Source organism: Endozoicomonas sp. ALC020 (assembly GCF_049275935.1).
GTDB lineage: Bacteria > Pseudomonadota > Gammaproteobacteria > Pseudomonadales > Endozoicomonadaceae > Endozoicomonas_A.
Genome location: NZ_CP184830.1, coordinates 1,949,188 through 1,966,379, shown reverse-complemented (window position 1 = coordinate 1,966,379; position 17,192 = coordinate 1,949,188). Strand labels below are relative to the sequence as shown.

General features: G+C 46.6%; 11 protein-coding genes. 1 reads left to right on the top strand and 10 read right to left on the bottom strand.

Annotated elements, in window-relative coordinates; genetic code table 11:
- Window positions 1–302 precede the first annotated feature (302 nt).
- Window positions 303–437, bottom strand: a complete 135-nt coding sequence (locus tag ACOJUO_RS06640) for a hypothetical protein (protein ID WP_422132603.1) — start codon at window positions 435–437, stop codon at window positions 303–305.
- A gap of 227 nt (window positions 438–664) precedes the next feature.
- Between ACOJUO_RS06640 and ACOJUO_RS06635 the strand changes: the two genes are divergently transcribed.
- The gene (locus tag ACOJUO_RS06635; RefSeq protein WP_422135949.1) at window positions 665–1,864 is read left to right on the top strand and encodes a hypothetical protein; all 1,200 of its coding nucleotides are present in this window, start codon (window positions 665–667) and stop codon (window positions 1,862–1,864) included.
- 51 nt (window positions 1,865–1,915) lie between these two features.
- Here ACOJUO_RS06635 and ACOJUO_RS06630 read toward each other — a convergent pair whose 3' ends face one another.
- From ACOJUO_RS06630 to ACOJUO_RS06590, 9 genes are all read right to left on the bottom strand, one after another.
- On the bottom strand, window positions 1,916–3,421 hold the full coding sequence (locus ACOJUO_RS06630; protein WP_422139321.1) for a hypothetical protein: 1,506 nt from the start codon (window positions 3,419–3,421) through the stop codon (window positions 1,916–1,918).
- 243 nt (window positions 3,422–3,664) lie between these two features.
- Window positions 3,665–5,314: an F-box/WD repeat-containing protein gene (locus ACOJUO_RS06625; RefSeq protein WP_422135947.1), complete on the bottom strand. Its 1,650-nt coding sequence runs from the start codon at window positions 5,312–5,314 to the stop codon at window positions 3,665–3,667.
- A 430-nt stretch (window positions 5,315–5,744) separates the two neighbouring features.
- Window positions 5,745–6,017, bottom strand: coding sequence for a hypothetical protein (locus ACOJUO_RS06620; RefSeq protein ID WP_422139320.1), 273 nt, complete (start codon window positions 6,015–6,017; stop codon window positions 5,745–5,747).
- 111 nt (window positions 6,018–6,128) lie between these two features.
- Window positions 6,129–7,784: an F-box/WD repeat-containing protein gene (locus ACOJUO_RS06615; protein ID WP_422139319.1), complete on the bottom strand. Its 1,656-nt coding sequence runs from the start codon at window positions 7,782–7,784 to the stop codon at window positions 6,129–6,131.
- Between the two features lie 162 nt (window positions 7,785–7,946).
- Window positions 7,947–9,656, bottom strand: coding sequence for an F-box/WD repeat-containing protein (locus tag ACOJUO_RS06610; protein WP_422139318.1), 1,710 nt, complete (start codon window positions 9,654–9,656; stop codon window positions 7,947–7,949).
- A 174-nt stretch (window positions 9,657–9,830) separates the two neighbouring features.
- Window positions 9,831–11,402, bottom strand: coding sequence for an F-box/WD repeat-containing protein (locus ACOJUO_RS06605; protein ID WP_422139317.1), 1,572 nt, complete (start codon window positions 11,400–11,402; stop codon window positions 9,831–9,833).
- Between the two features lie 171 nt (window positions 11,403–11,573).
- Complete coding sequence (locus tag ACOJUO_RS06600; RefSeq protein ID WP_422139316.1) at window positions 11,574–13,280, bottom strand: F-box/WD repeat-containing protein; 1,707 nt, start codon at window positions 13,278–13,280, stop codon at window positions 11,574–11,576.
- 176 nt (window positions 13,281–13,456) lie between these two features.
- Entirely contained in the window at window positions 13,457–15,160 is a 1,704-nt protein-coding gene (locus ACOJUO_RS06595) for an F-box/WD repeat-containing protein (protein WP_422139315.1), read from the bottom strand.
- A gap of 173 nt (window positions 15,161–15,333) precedes the next feature.
- Window positions 15,334–17,040, bottom strand: coding sequence for an F-box/WD repeat-containing protein (locus ACOJUO_RS06590; RefSeq protein ID WP_422139314.1), 1,707 nt, complete (start codon window positions 17,038–17,040; stop codon window positions 15,334–15,336).
- Between the last annotated feature and the right edge of the window lie 152 nt (window positions 17,041–17,192).

Genomic DNA, 17,192 nt, shown 5'->3' with positions numbered 1-17,192 from the left:
TGAAAATATTTGCATACCCTCAGGGTTTCAAATCGTCTATTTATATTTTTTACCTGAATGCCCGTATTCATGACTTGGGTGCAATTCCGTACATTAAAAATGCCGCACTTTCCCGGGAATATTTTATTTTCTGCCATGTCTAGGAGGCTGACCGAGAATAGACTGCCCTACTGCGGCGGCAGCAAATTGGTCTGAAAATCCGCTTTTGTTCGTCAAATAGCTCGCTATTCTCCTCACAAAACCGAATTTTCATCCTCAATTTTCTGCCGTCCTCGCTACGGGCGCTATTCTCGGTCAGCCTCCTAGTGCAGCCAAGCCTTGATATCCATACAGGCCACTCGTTCCGATACTCTGAGGTCGTCATTCCCGCGAAGGCGGGAATCCAGCGCCAACAGCGGGTCTCTGCCTTCTCGCGGATGAAAAGGCCAGGGGGACACCGGGCAGTATGGTTCTGGTGATGAGTCTGTGTGGATTCCCGCCTTCGCGGGAATGACGGGAGTGAGGCCGGAAATGACGGGAGGGGAACGGGTTTTGCGACACCCTCTGTTGCGTGGGAACGAGGGGTGTATGGATATCAGAGCTTAGCTGCACTAGTCTGCGTGTCCTGAACTATCTTTGTCCTGAATTATCCTTTCTGAATTATCCAGCTTTCGAAGGTGAAAAATTGAAAAAGACATGGAAACCATCCGGTATAAGAAAATATCTGGTCGGCTCGCTGTTCTGCTTTGTTTCAAGCGCTATTGCCAGTTCTGAACCAAGTATTGACGCTGTGCTTGCGGAATTGAACTCAAGGACAGAACCTGTGAACTATCAAAAAGACAGGCGCAAGGTTGGCGGATACGACCTCATTTACTCCATTGATCAGTACCCTGGTTATATTCTGAAAACCGACCAGAGAAATTCAGGTCGAGTGCTCTCTGCCCGGACATTTTTTGAGGCTTTTGGCCTGGAACACCTGTTTGTTCCAAAAATGCTCCCAGTGATCATAGGTGGTCTGGCGATGTTGCTTACAGAGCGGGTCAATATACCAACAGATTGGTTTGCACACTATATGGAGTACAGCCTGAATCGCAAAGGTTATCGTGATGCTATTAAAGATCTGACGACGCTGGCCTGCCTGAGGGGAATTCCTGACTTTACCATTGGTGGAACGCTGACAGGAGAGCGTATTCGTTACGATAATATTCCTCCCTTTCAAGCAGTGGATAACAATGGCAATACTCAATACAAGGTCGGTATGATTGACCTTGATCATTACTCTGACACTGTACCCGACCACCGCACTGCATTAGAGATTGTTCGCGATGTCGTACAAGCTTTTCCCTGGGCTTTGGACGATATTCTGGACATCGCTTCCTATCATCGAAGCTGCTTTCTGACAGGTGATAATATCAGTTGGTTGCGTGATTTCGCTTATCAGCAGTCAATCAGAAGGTACAAAATGTATGAAGGATATCATGATTATCTGTTAGCCAAAGGCATTAATCCGATGTCAGCTTCCGTGCACCCGGATACACTCTATCAGGAACCCGGGGGGTTCAAACTGACATTGAGATACGACTATGATCCAGTGGTTCCTAATCTGGCAGAGGTTATTTACAACACAGCGAAAGACAAAATGCGAGTTAAGAAAAAACAGAATGTTAAAGGCTATGCTGCCCGTATCAGCTACGTGGATAGTTATGACCTTGATTACCTGACACATATTAAGCAGCAGTATTTAAATACACATATGGATATTAAAAAGGCTGTTGAACAAGGTCATGCATTATTCTTGAAAGCTGTTGCTTTATTAGAGGAAAACAAACTGATTTACAGAGCATCTATTGATCGGGATCGAATGGATATCCTTATTTATTTTTGAGTGTAAACTCTCGGCGACCAGCAATTGAATATTTACTTTTCTCATAGACAGTCACTCCCTGCCTGCACTGAAACCCGCAGGTGCTTTCTCCAGCTGAGGTTGCTGAGTTGTTGGCGAGAGTGAACTGTCATTGCTGGAATTGTCATCGTTTTCAGCAAAGAGGGTTTTCCGGATAATCGCTTCTGCTTTTTCCCGGATAAATGATTCGGTTTGATTGTTCTTTTTTAACCAATCCGTGAAGTCACGTTCGAACGCTTGCCATTGCGAGCCAAGCAGTTGTTGCAACGAGACTCTGCTGGCCAGGCTTTTCGTGAGAGAACTTTTCCTGGGGTTATAAGCTAAGCTCGCACAAGCCGTTCTCCAAGGGCCCATCAAAGAACCATATTGCTCATTTCCCGGAATTGCACAAAACTTTTTCACTGCATTCAACATTCCCCAAAATAGATCCTCTTTTTTATAGGGCTCAGCGATTGGGATTTTTCCTTTGGCAAGAACATCGGAGAGACTGATATCACCGGAACTCCAATTGATTACAGAACCTTGTTGTAAAAGATCAAAGTCACTATTTACTATTCGACCAGGGGTAATAATGTGTATATTTTTTTCCTGCTCACCATCGGGATTTTGGAAAGTCATGATCACATCTTTTTTATCATCACTGTTGATTTTGAATACCTTAACAGACTTATAGGGAAAAAAGTCCGGCTGCTGTTCAGAGAAATACTCGCTGACGTGGCCCGGATTAAGCTGCTGAGAGCTGACTAACACCACATCTCTGTCGTTGTTTGCTTCCATCAGCACCAGAATTCTCAGCGCCTGAGCAAGAAAATATTTAGCATGACCATAGACAAAATAAAATACGCTCTGGTCATTCCCATCACTGCTTTTGCTCAGTGGATTAGCGCAATACTTACGCAGTAAATCGTCCTTGAATACAGTGTCAGGGTATGTATTTTCCATCAGGTATAAACGCTGACAGCTAAAACCCATATCAATCTCTTCTATTCCATGACGGCCTTTTTTACTATATTCTCCGCTTTTGAGTTCATATTCACTAACACCCACAGTTTTGCTGGCAAATTCACCATGGCTGTTTGCCAAGGGCGCTATCAAACCACTCGGGCCATGCAAGATAAAATCGGCCTCATGCAGCAATTGACGGACTTCCTCTTCCTGATGCACTTTGTCTAACTGCTGCTGTTCAGGTGGCCGGTATATTTGTCGACGGCGACCATCCAGAATGAAGGTTTTAACGTCGTCAAAGGTGGCAATGGATCTTAATCGATTCAGCTCATCAATGTCAGCGGCATGGTGTTCAAAGACAAATGAGCAAGTTGCTTCAGGAAAGAGTTTCCTGACATATCCCAACTCTCTTACCCCGGATGCAATATCACCATACCCCCTCTCTAAAATGGTATCGCTCATGTACTGCCGGGTAGCAACCACAATTTTGATGGTTCTGTTCTTAAAGCTTGGGCTACCTTTTGATTCAGGCTCATTTAAAAACCTTGTCAGGTCTTTACTAAAAAGTTCTGAATTAAGCTCTGTAACATTCATGTTTTTTCTTGGCTCCTCAATATTTGTATTTTTCTTAGCAGGGCATAACAAAAAATGTATCCAAACCTTTTCAGAAACATCACTCTTTTAACTTGGATTAATAATAAAAATAAATCCCTGACATAAATGACAGCTACAGTGACAATGCTTTAGGCGATTAAGAGGTTACAGGCGTTGCCGAGTTCCAGATGAGATGTTGAACGATTAAGTGATTGCTGCTAGCCGACGACGAACATTCGATCATCAAACGTCCTTCTGTAGTTCAGTGATTCTTGCCGAGTAATCACTGAAGGTCACCACATGTCGGCCATCGACACCGAAGGCGGCTGAGCCGAGACCGATAACACCCCTGTGGGAAATAATAGCTTTTTGAAGCCATGATCCATCGGCCCCAAGACCATAAATTTGCGCCGTTGCGTCCTTACTGGCGGTCACTACAAGACAACCATCGGTACTGAAGGTGGCTGAATAGATCCTGTCTTTGTGAGAAATGGTGGCTTTTTCTACCCATGATCCATCGGTCTCCAGACGATAGATTTTTGCCGTGTTGTTAGTAATGGTGGTCAACAAATGGCGACTATCGGCGCTGAAGATGGCTGAGTGGACCGGGCTCTCGTGAGGAATGATGGCTTTATTTACCCATGATCCGGCCAGCAGACCATAGATTTTCGTCGTTTTATCTTCACTGGCGGTCACCACCTGAGTGCCATCGGTGCTGAACTTGGCTGAATAGACACTGCCATCATGCTGAATCTCGTCTGTTTTTTTCCATGACCCATCGTCCTGCAGGCCATATATTTTTGCCTTGCCATCCCTGCTGGCAGTTACCACATAGCCGCCATCGGCGCTGAATTGGGCCGTCATCACCCAACCATTATGGTTAATGGTGCCTTTTTCGTTCCAGGAGTCATTGGCCTGCTTACCGTAGATTGTCACAGAGTATGTAGAGTAGATCATCAAATGACGGCCATCGATGCTGAAGCTGGCCAGACCGGCTTGAGTATTATGGTTAATAGTGGTCTTTGCTTGCCATGATCCATCGTTCTCCAGTCTATAGATTTTCAACTTTTTATCCAAACCGGAGGTCAACACATGATGGCCATCTGCACAGAAGGTGGCTGAGCAGACCCCATCTTCATGGGAAATTGTGAATTTTAGTTTCCATGATCCATCTTCCTCCATACCATAGATGACCGCATTAACGCGACTGGCGGTTAGCAGATGGCGGCTATCGGGACTGAAGGTGGCTGATGTGACGTTATGGGAAATGTTGGCTTTAACTTTCCATGATCCATCGTTCTCACGGCTGGAGATTTTCAATATATTATCCAAACAGGCGGTCACCAGGTGGCGGCTATCGGGGCTTAAAGTGGCTTTGTGGATCCAGCTGGAATGGATGATTTCGGTTTTTGTCTCCAGGTTGAATTTTTCACATAGAGACATCAATTTACTATTGGTGAATAGGAACAGAGCAGGGAAATAAGCATTATCTCGTCGTTCTACAAGTGACTCGATAGTTTCATTATTCGCAAACGGTCTCAACCAATCGCGGAGTTCTTGATTCGTTTTTGCCTTAAAGATGGTCTTCAGTTGATCTCTGTGTTGTGAAGGAAATCGACGATACCATGCTCTTTCCAGGGCTTTAGAGTTTTCAACAAAATCGCCAAGATATTTGCATGTCCTCGCCAAACGGGCAATCTCGCGAAGGCTCAGATAGCGAATAATCACAGATTTTGGTTCGTCGGGCAAACGGAGGAATGAAGATTGATTTTGGGTATACAGAGTAACGTCCCTGCCTGCAGTGACACCCGTTGGCACTGCTTCCAGTCGAGGTCGCTTGGGTGTTGGCGAGACTGTACCGTCATCGCTGGAATTGTTGTTCAAAGGGTTCATATCGGGCGGGTTCCTCCAAAGCCCCAAAAATGCAGTAAGTACCTAACCAGTTGGTTTCGCATATTCTGGACGGCGGCTTTTTCCATCCTTCTGCGTTCCAACTCTGGTTGCGTAGCTAAGGCTACGCGCCCGTCGTTGCGCCTTGAAGGATGAGAAAATCCACTCGCCAGAATATGCGAAACCAACTGGCCAGGTACTTATTTATTTCCGTTTTGGAAAGCGCGTTCGAAATTAAATCGATCTCTTAGACTCGGTTTTATAATGGAAGTTCAAAATAATTAAGAGAAAGAAGAGCCCTGATTCGGGTAAAGAATGGAAAGAAATTTTTTCATTGAGAGCCAAGTGCAAAAATTGCCATTGTGCTCTCGATATAACCCAGAACTGAGGGCAGCGTAGCTTTCCCCGTCAAGTGAGTTGTTAGGTGGCGTGGTTATTGGCGGGAGAGTAAGGCTTGGAGCATTTCTTTGATAGCAGCAATATCAGAACCTTGCTGGTCGAGGCGCTTATCTTGCTGCTCAAGGCGCTTATCTTGCTGGTCAAACCGTTCGCTGATTTCTTTGCTCTGCTGGTCAAGGCGCTTATCTTGCTGGTCAAATCTCTGGTGCATCTCACCACGGGTTTGACCAAGGCCGTCAACTACGTCAGCCAGAGTGTTACGAATATGATCAATCTCTGTCGACTGAGGTTTGGGTTTCGCACTCATGGGTTACTCCTTGATAAAATGTCAAAGAGGAACAGCATAGCAGAGACTGGCACAAAGACACCTGACACTGTTTTTTAATCGGTTCTAAGCAAAAATACGCTTATTCGATCATCAATCCTTCTTGCGTAGTTCGGTGATTCTTACGCTGATATCTTTACTGACCGTCACCAGGTTTCGGCCATCGGTACTGAATTTGGCTGAGGTGACTGCTTTCTTGTGCCTGATGATGGCTTTTTCCAACCATGATCCATCGGCCTGCAGGCCAAGGACTTTCGCTGTGTTGTCATCACTGGTGGTCACCACATGAAGGCAATCGGCGCTGAATTTGGCTGAGTTGACCACCTTCTTATGGGTAATGCAGGCTGTTTCTTCCCATAATCCAGGGGCCTTCCGGGTGTATATTTTTGCGGTCTTATCATCACTGGCAGTCACCACATGGAGGCTATTGGCGCTGAATTCGGCTGAGCGAACGTTACAATCATGAGGAATCGTGGCTATTTCTTTCCACGATCCATCGGTTTGCAGGTCAAAGATTTTTGCCGTGTCATCTAAACTGACGGTTACCAGATGACAGCTATCGGCGCTGAAGTTGGCAGATGTGATTGTGCTCCTGTGTTGAAGGGGGGCTTTTTTTACCCATGATCCATCGTCCCCCCGACCATAAATTTTTAGAGCGTAATCAACACAGATGATCGCCAGATGACGGTCATCGGGACTGAGCCTGGCTAGATAGACATAACTTTCATGAATAGTGTCCTCTACTTCCCATAATCCATCGTCCCCCTGACTACGGATCCTCACCGTGTGATCAAAGCCGACGCTCATCATATGCTGACTATCAGCGCTGAAGGTGGCTGAAAGAATCATATGATCATGGAAAATGATGGTTTTTACCTCCCATGATCCATCGTCCCCCTGACCGTAGATTTTCGCTGTGTGATCATGACTGGCGGTTAGCAGATGGCGGCCATCTGGGCTGAAGGTGGCTGATGCAACCCAATTATCGTGGGTAAAGGTGGCTTTTGGTGCCCATGATTCATCGTCCTGCTGAACATAGATTCTTGCTGTATTATCGTGACTGGCAGTTACCAGATAGCGGCCGTCGGGGCTGAAGTTGGCTAAAACAGCCCTGTGATTATGGAAAAAGGTGGCTTTTGGTTCCCATGATCCATCGGTCTTCTGGCTGCAGATTTTCACTGTTTTATCTTCACTGACGGATGCCAGATGGCGATCATCGGGGCTGAAATTGACCGCTCTGACTTTTTTATCATGGGTCATTTCGATTTTTTCCACTAACTTGAATTTTTTACATTGAGACATCAGTTTACTGTTGATGAAAAGTAACTGAGCAGAAAAATAAATACTCTTTTGTTGTTTTAAGAGTGACTCGACAGTGCCCATATCCGCAAACGCCTCCAACCAATGACGGAGTTGTTGCTCATCTTTTGTCCTGACGATGGTCTTTGGTTGATAATGGTAGGGCGAAGGAAACTTGCGAATCCACGCTCTTTCCAGAACTTTATCCTCTTCAACAAGTATGCAAAGAAATTTGCATACCAGTTTTAAACGGGTAACCTCGCGAAAACCCAAATAGCGAATAATCATCGATTTTGTTTCGTAGGGTAAACAGAGCAATGGCGATTGATTTTGCTTGTATACACTAACCTCTCTGCCTTCACTGACAGCCGTTGATGCTTTCTCAAGTTGAGGTTGTCCATGTGTTGGCGAGGGTAAGTCAATGCCCGAATTGCTGTTAACAGGGTTCATGCCTGTCTCCTTCTAAGCTCCAGAGTTGGTATTTATCTTTATATGAAAAAGACATTCAAAATGGATTCGACTCGGTTTCAGGATGAAAGTTCAAAATATTGGGGTCAGTGAAATCAGGAAAAAGCAGAGCTCTGATCCGGGAAAATTTTTCAAGGTCATGGATCAAAAGAGGAGACAACTAGCCTCAGGCAGTTGCTGGGTTGTGCTCATTCGATCATCGTCTCCCTTCCATAGTTCAGTGATTCTCGCACTGTAATCATTACTGACGGTCACCACATGTCGGTTATCGGGACTGAAGTCGGCTGAGATGAATCCTTTCTCGTGTCGGATGGTGGCTTTTTCCAGCCATGCGCCGTCGTTCTGCAGACCAAAAACTTTCGCCGTACCATCCACACTGGCGGTGACCACAAGACGACCATCGGCACTGAAGGTGGCTGAGAAGACTCTGTGCCTATGGGGAATGCTGGCTTCTTCCTGCCATGATCCGTCGGCCTGGAGACCACTGATTTTTGCCGTATTATCGTCACTGGTGGTCACCACATGGAGGCAATCGGCACTGAAGGTGGCTGAGACGACTCTATTAGTGTGGGAGATACAGGCTTTTTCCTGCCATGATGCGGAGGCCTTCTGGCTATAGATTTTTGCCTTGCCGTCCCAACTGGCGGTCACCACATGGCAGCTATCGGAGCTGAAGGTGGCTGTGATGAGCAAATCATCATGACAAATTGAGGCTGCTTTTTTCCATGATCCATCGGCCTGCAGGTCATAGATATTTGCCGTGCGACCTAAACTGTAGGCTAACAGGTGGCAGCTATCGGCGCTGAAATTGGCGATTTCTGCGATGCCTTGAAGGGTGGCTTTTTCTACCCATGATCCATCGGCCCCCTTGCCATAGATTGTAACAACGTAATTTATATCGAGGATCGCCAGAAGACTCTCATCGACACTGAACCTGACCGAATGGACCAGACTGGAATGATAAACAGTCTCTTCTAATTCCCACGATCCGATGTCCCCCTGACCAAAGAATTTCACCGTGTGATCTGGACCGACAGTCAGCAAACGGCGGCCATCAGCATTGAAGGTGACTGAATTGACATTGAGAACATGAGGAATGGAGGCTTTTGCTTCCCAGGATCCATTGTCTGCCTGACCGTAGATATTGAATGTATGACGGTAACCGTAGGCTATCACGGCTAACACATGACGGCCATCAGAGCTAAAGCTGGCCGACATGACTGCATCGTTATGGGTAATAGTGTTTTTTTCTTCCCAGGTTCCACCATTCTCCTGGCCATAGATTTTCAACTTATGATCCACACTGGCGGTCAACACATGGCGGCTGTCGGCGCTGAAGGTGGCTGTGCTGATACGGTTAGAATGGTTAATTTCGGTTTTTTCCACCAGGCTGAATGCTTTACATTGAGACATCAGTTTACTGTTGGTGAAAAGGAGTTGAGCAGGAAAGTAAGTACTTTCTCGTTGTTTTAAAAGTGACTCGACAGTGTCCTCATCCGCAAACGGCGCCAGCCAGTCACGAAGTTGTTGCTCATCTTTTCTCGTTATCATGGCCTTTAGTTGATATTGGTGTTGTGAAGGAAATCGGCGAAACCAGGCTCTTTCCAGAGCTTTATCGTTTTCAACAAGATCGCGAAGATGCCTGCATACCTTGGCTAAACGGGTAATCTCGCGAAAACCCAGATAGCGAATAATCATTGACTTTGTTTCATAGGGTAAACAGAGCAATGGCGATTGATTTTGGATGTATACACTGACCTCCCTGCCTGCACTGACAACCGTTGATGCTTCCTCAAGTTGAGACTGTACAGGTGTTGGCGAGTCAATGCCCGAATTGCTGTTAACAGGGCTCATGCCTGGCTCCTTCAAAACGCCAAAGTGAGTATTTATCCTTTTGGTATTAAAAAGACATTCAAAATGGATTCAACAGGTTGGACCTGGTTTTAGTATGAAAGTTCACAATATTGGGGTCAGTGAAACCAGGAAAAAGCAGAGCCCTGATCCGAGAAAATTTTTCAAGGACATGGATCAAAAGAGGAGACAACCAACCTGAGGCGGGCGTCGGGTTACATTCATTCGATCATCATCGTCCTTCCACAGCTCAGTGATTCTCGCAATGTAATTATCACTGATGGTCACCACATATCGGTCATCGGGACTGAAGTCGGCTGAGAGGACTCCATTCTTGTGTCGGATGGTAGCTTTTTCCAGCCATGCGCCATCGGTCTGCAGACCAAAAACCTTCGCCGTACCATCCTCACTGGCGGTCACCACAAAACGACCATCGGCACTGAAGGTGACTGAGACGACTCTGCCCTTATGGGGAATACTGGCTTCTTCCTGCCATGATCCGTCAGCCTGGAGACCACTGATTTTTGCCGTATTATCGTCACTGGTGATCACCACATGGAGGCAATCGGCACTAAAGTTGGCTGAGGTGAGCCATCTAAAGTGGGATATACAGGCTGTTTCCTGCCATGATGCAGAGGCCTTCTGGCTATAGATTTTTGCACTGCCATCCCAACTGCTGGTCACCACATGGCAGTTATCGCCGCTGATATCGGCAATTGCGATCTGGAGGTCTTGAATGGCGGCTTTTCCCACCCATGATCCATCGGCCCCCTTGCCGTAGATTGTAATAACGGCATATATATCGTGGATCGCCAGAAGACTCTCATCGACACTGAACCTGGCCGAATTGACCGGACTGGTATGGTAAATAGTATCCTCTAATTCCCATGATCCATTGTCCCCCTGACCAAAGAATTTTACCGTGTGACCTGGACCGACAGTCATCAAACGGCAGCCATCAGCAATGAAGGTGACTGATTTGACATTATTAACATCAGGAATGGTGGCTTTTGCTTCCCAGGATCCATTGTCCGCCTGACTGTAGATAGTGACTGTCTTATCATAACCGGTGGCTAACACATGAAGGCCATCAGAGCTAAAGCTGGCCGACTTGACTGCACCACTATGGGTAATAGTGTTTTTTTCTTCCCAGGTTCCACCATTCTCCTGGCCATAGATTTTCAACTTATGATCCCAACTGGCGGTCACCACATGGCGGCTGTCGGCGCTGAAGGTGGCTGTGCTGATACGGTTAAAATGGTTGATTTCGGCTTTTTCCACCAGGCTGAATGTTTTACATTGAGACTTCAGTTTACTGTTGGTGAAAAGGAGTTGAGCAGGAAAGTAAGTACTTTCTCGTTGTTTTAAAAGTGACTCGACAGTGTCCTCATCCGCAAACGGCGCCAGCCAGTCACGAAGTTGTTGCTCATCTTTTCTCGTTATCATGGCCTTTAGTTGATATTGGTGTGGTGAAGGAAACCGGCGAAACCATGCTCTTTCCAGAGCTTTATCGTTTTCAACAAGATCGCGAAGATGCCTGCATACCTTGGCTAAACGGGTAATCTCGCGAAAACCCAAATAGCGAATAATCATCGACTTTGTGTCATAGGGTAAACAGAGGAATGGCGATTGATTTTGCATGTATACACTAACTTCCCTGCCTGCACTGACAACCGTTGATGCTTCCTCAAGTTGAGGTTGTCCAGGGGTTGGCGAGTCAATGCCCGAATTGCTGTTAACAGGGCTCATGCCTGGCTCCTTTAAAACTCCAAAGTTGGTATTTATCTTTGTATGAAAAATATGAAAAAGACATTCAAAATAGATTCGACTCGGTTTTATGATGAAAGTTCAAAATATTGGGGTCAGTGAAACCAGGAAAAAGCAGAGCCCTGATCCGGGAAAATTTTTCAAGGTCATGGATCAAAAGAGGATGCATTCAACCTGAGGCAGGAGGTGGGTCAGGCTCATTCGATCATCATCGGCCTTCGATAGTTCAGTGATTCTCGCACTGCAATCATAACTGACGGTCAGCACATGTCGGTCGTCGGGACTGAATTTGGCTGAGATGAGTTCTTTCTCGTGTCGGACGGTGGCTTTTTCCAGCCATGACCCATCGGTCTGCAGACCAAAAACTTTCGCCGTACCATCCATACTGACGGTAACCACAAGACGAGCATCTGCACTGAAGGTGGCTGAGAGGACGAAGTGCTTATGGCTAATGTTGGCTTCTTCTTGCCATGATCCATTGGCCTGCAGGCCATTGATTTTTGCCGTGCTATCACAACTGGTGGTCACCACATGAAGGCAATCGGCACTGAAGGTGGCCGAGGTGAGATGTTCATTGTGGGTAATGCAGGCTTTTTCTTGCCATGACGAATCAGCCCTCTGGCTGTAGATTTTCGCCTTACAATCAAAACTGGCGGTCACCACATGGCAGCTATCGGCGCTGAAGCTGGCTGAGTGGAGTACATCATCATGATAAATCGTGGCTGCTTTTTTCCATGATCCATCGGCCTGCAGGTCATAGATATTTGCCGTGCGATCTGAACTGTAGGTTAACAGGTGGCAGTTATCGGCGCTGATATTGGCAATTACGCTCGGGGTGTCTTGAAGGGTGGCTTTTTCCACCCATGATCCATCGGCCCCATTGCCATAGATTGTAACAACGAGTTCTGTATCCTGGATCGCCAGAAGACTCTCATCGACACTGAACCTGGCCGAATTTACTGGACTGGTATGGTAAATAGTATCCTTTAATTCCCATGATCCATTGTCCCCCTGACCAAAGAATTTCACCGTGTGATCTGGACCGACAGTCATCAAACGGCGGCCATCAGCAGTGAAGGTGACAGAACTGACACTATGAACGGGAATGCTGGCTTTTGCTTCCCAGGATCCATTGTCCGCCTGACTGTAGATAGTGACTGTCTTATCATTAGCGGAACCGGTGGCTAACACATGACGGCCATCAGGGCTAAAGCTGGCCGACCCGACTGCACCACTATAGGTAATAGTGTTTTTTTCTTCCCAGGTTCCATCATTCTCCTGGCCATAGATTTTCAGCTTATGATTCCAACTGACGGTCACTACACGACGGCTGTCGGCACTGAAGTTGGCTGTGATGATACCGTCAGGATGGGGAATTTTGGCTTTTTCTACCAGCTTGAATTTTTTACATTGAGACATCAGTTTACTGTTGGTAAAAAGGAGTTGAGCAGGAAAGTAAGTACTTTCTCGTTGTTTTAAAAGTGACTCGATAGTTTCCTCATCCGCAAACGGCGCCAGCCAGTCACGAAGTTGTTGCTGATCTTTTCTCGTTATCATGGCCTTTAGTTGATATTGGTGTTGTGAAGGAAATCGGCGAAACCAGGCTCTTTCCAGAGCTTTATCGTTTTCAACAAGATCGCGAAGATGCCTGCATACCTTGGCTAAACGGGTAATCTCGCGAAAACCCAAATAGCGAATAATCATTGACTTTGTTTCATAGGGTAAACAGAGCAATGGCGATTGATTTTGGTGGTATACACTAACTTCCCTGCCTGCACTGACAACCGTTGATGCTTCCTCAAGTTGAGGTTGTACAGGTGTTGGCGAGTCAATGCCCGAATTGCTGTTAACAGGGCTCATGCCTGGCTCCTTCAAAACGCCAAAGTGAGTATTTATCCTTTTTGTATTAAAAAGACATTCAAAATGGATTCAGCAGGTTGGACTCGGTTTCAGGATGAAAGTTCACAATATTGAGGTCAGTGAAGCCAGGAAAAAACAGAGCCCTGGTCCGGGAAATTTTTTTTCAAGGTCATAGATCAAAAGAGGATGCATTCAGCCTGAGACAGGAGGTGGGTTACGCACATTCGATCATCATCGGCCTTCGATAGTTCAGTGATTCTCGCACTGGAATCAAAACTGACGGTCACCACATGTCGGTCATCGGGACTGAAGTTGGCTGAGATGACTCCTTTATCGTGTCGGATGATGGCTTTTTTCAGCCATGACCCATCGGTCTGCAGACCAAAAACTTTCGCCGTACCATCCGTACTGGCGGTTACCATATGACAACCATCGGCACTGAGGGTGACTGAGTGGACGCTGTTCTTATGGCTAATGCAGGCTTTTTCTTGCCATGATCCATCGGCCTGAAGACTACTGATTTTTGCCGTGTTATCTACACTGGTGGTCACCACATGAAGGCAATCGGCAGTGAAGGTGGCTGAGGTGATCTCGTTATTGTGGGTGATGCAGCCTCTTTCCTGCCATGATGAATCAGCCCTCTGGCTGTAGATTTTCGCCTTGTGATCCCAACCGGTGGTCACCAAATGACAGCTATCGGCGCTGAAGGTGGCCAAGATGATTATATCATCATGGGAAATCGTGGCTGCTTTTTTCCATGATCCATCGGCCTGCAGGTTAAAGATAATTGCCTTGTGATTTGAATCTTTGGTTAACAGGTGGCAGCTATCGGCGCTGATATTGACAATTAAGATCGGGTTTTCTTCAATGGTGGCTTTTTCCACCCATGATCCAGAGGCCTCCTTGCCGTAGATTGAAACAACGAATTCTGTATCCTGGATCACCAAAAGACTCTCATTGGCGCTGAGCCTGGCCGATTCGATTGGACTGGTATGGCAAATGGTTTCCTCTAATTCCCATGATCCATTGTCTCCCTGAGCAAAGATTTTCACCGTGTGATCTCGACCGACAATCACCAAACGGCAGCCATCAGCAGTGAAGGTGGCTGATCTGACATTAATAACATCTGGAATGGTGGCTTTTGCTTCCCAGGTTCCATTGTCCGCCTGACTGTAGATAGTGAATGCCCTTTCATAACCGGCGGCTAACACATGACGGCCATCAGAGCTAAAGCAGGCCGACCTGACTGGACCATTATGGGTAATAGTGTTTTTTTCTTCCCAGGTTCCATCATTCTCCTGGCCATAGATTTTCAACTTATGATCCCAACTGGCGGTCACCACACGGCGGCTGTCGGCGCTGAAGGTGGCTGTCCTGATATAGCCAGCATGGGGAATTTCGGTTTTTTCTACCAGCTTGAATTTTTTACATTGAGACATCAGTTTACTGTTGGTGAAAAGGAGCTGAGCAGGAAAGTAAGTACTTTCTCGTTGTTTTAAAAGTGACTCGACAGTGTCCTCATCCGCAAACGGCGCCAGCCAGTCACGGAGTTGTTGCTCATCTTTTCTCGTTATCATGGCCTTTAGTTGATATTGGTGTGGTGAAGGAAACCGGCGAAACCAGGCTCTTTCCAGAGCTTTATCGTTTTCAACAAGATCGCGAAGATGCCTGCATACCTTGGCTAAACGGGTAATCTCGCGAAAACCCAAATAGCGAATAATCATCGACTTTGTGTCATAGGGTAAACAGAGCAATGGCGACTGATTTTGGACGTATACACTGACCTCCCTGCCTGCACTGACAACCGTTGATGCTTCCTCAAGTTGAGGTTGTCCAGGTGTTGGCGAGTCAATGCCCGAATTGCTGTTAACAGGGCTCATGCCTGGCTCCTTCAAAACTCCAAAGTTAGTATTTATCCTTTTGTATGAAAAAGGCATTCAAAATGGATTCAACAGGTTGGACTCGGCTATAGAATGAAAGTTCACAATATTGAGGTCAGTGAAACCAGGAAAAAGCAGAACCCTGATCCGGGGAAATTGTTCAAGGTCATGGATCAAACGAAGAGACAACCAACCTCAGGCAGGCGTTGGGTTACGCTCATTCGATCATCATCGTCCTTCCACAGTCCAGTGATTTTCACACTGCAATCAAAACTGATGGTCACCATATGTCGGTCATCGGGACTGAAGATGGCTGACATGACTCCTTTCTCGTGTCGGACGGTGGCTTTTTCCAGCCATAACCCATCGGTCTGCAGACCAAAAACTTTCGCCGTACCATCCCAACTGGGGGTAACCACAAGACGACCATCGGCACTGAAGGTGGCTGGGGGTACCCTGTTCTTATGGCTAATGTTGGCTTCTTCTCGCCATGATCCATTGGCCTGCAGGCCATAGATTTTTGCCGTGTTATCTCTACTGGTGGTCACCACATGGAGGCAATCGGCACTGAAGGTGGCTGAGGTGAGCTCGTCATTGTGGGTAATACAGGCTTTTTCTTGCCATGATGAATCAGCCCTCTTGCTGTAGATTTTCGCCTGATGATCCTTACTGGCAGTGACCACATGGCAGCTATCGGCGCTGAAGGTGGCTGTGTTAACTATAAAATTATGAGAAATCGTGTCTGCTTCTTTCCATGATCCGTCGGCCTGCAGGTTAAAAATATTTACCCTGAAACCTGCTCTGGTTAACAGGTGGCAGTTATTGGCGCTGATATCGAGAATTGCGTACTGGGTGCGTTGAATGGTGGCTTTTTCCACCCATGATCCAGCGGCCCCCTTGCCATAGATTGTAACAACGGAATTTATATCGCGGATCGCCAGAAGACTCTCATCGACACTGAGCCTGGCCGAACTGACTGAACTGGTATGGTAAATAGTATCCTTTAATTCCCATGATCCATTGTCCCTCTGACCAAAGAATTTCACCGTGTGATCTGGACCGACAGTCATCAAACGGCGGCCATCAGCAGTGAAGGTGACTGATCCGATATTATGAACATTGGGAATGGTGGCTTTTGCTTCCCAGTATCCATTGTCCGCCTGACTGAAGATAGTGACTGTCTTATCATAACCGGAACTGGTGGCTAACACATGAAAGCCATCAGAGCTAAAGCTGGCCGACCTGACTGCACCGCTGTGGGTAATAGTGTTTTTTTCTTCCCAGGTTCCACCATTCTCCTGGCCATAGATTTTCAACTTATGATCCCAACTGGCGGTCACTACACGGCGGCTGTCGGCGCTGAAGGTGGCTGTGGTGATAAAGTTAGCATGGGGAATTTTGGCTTTTTCTACCAGCCTGAATTTTTTACATTGAGACATCAGTTTACTGTTGGTGAAAAGGAGCTGAGCAGGAAAGTAAGTACTTTCTCGTTGTTTTAAAAGTGACTCGATAGTTTCCTCATCCGCAAACGGCGCCAGCCAGTCACGAAGTTGTTGCTCATCTTTTCTCGTTATCATGGCCTTTAGTTGATATTGGTGTCGTAGAGGAAACCGGCGAAACCAGGCTCTTTCCAGAGCTTTATCGTTTTCAACAAGATCGCGAAGATGCCTGCATACCTTGGCTAAACGGGTAATCTCGCGAAAACCCAAATAGCGAATAATCATTGACTTTGTTTCATAGGGTAAACAGAGCAATGGCGATTGATTTTGGTGGTATACACTAACTTCCCTGCCTGCACTGACAACCGTTGATGCTTCCTCAAGTTGAGGTTGTACAGGTGTTGGCGAGTCAATGCCCGAATTGCTGTTAACAGGGCTCATGCCTGGCTCCTTCAAAACGCCAAAGTGAGTATTTATCCTTTTTGTATTAAAAAGACATTCAAAATGGATTCAGCAGGTTGGACTCGGTTTCAGGATGAAAGTTCACAATATTGAGGTCAGTGAAGCCAGGAAAAAACAGAGCCCTGGTCCGG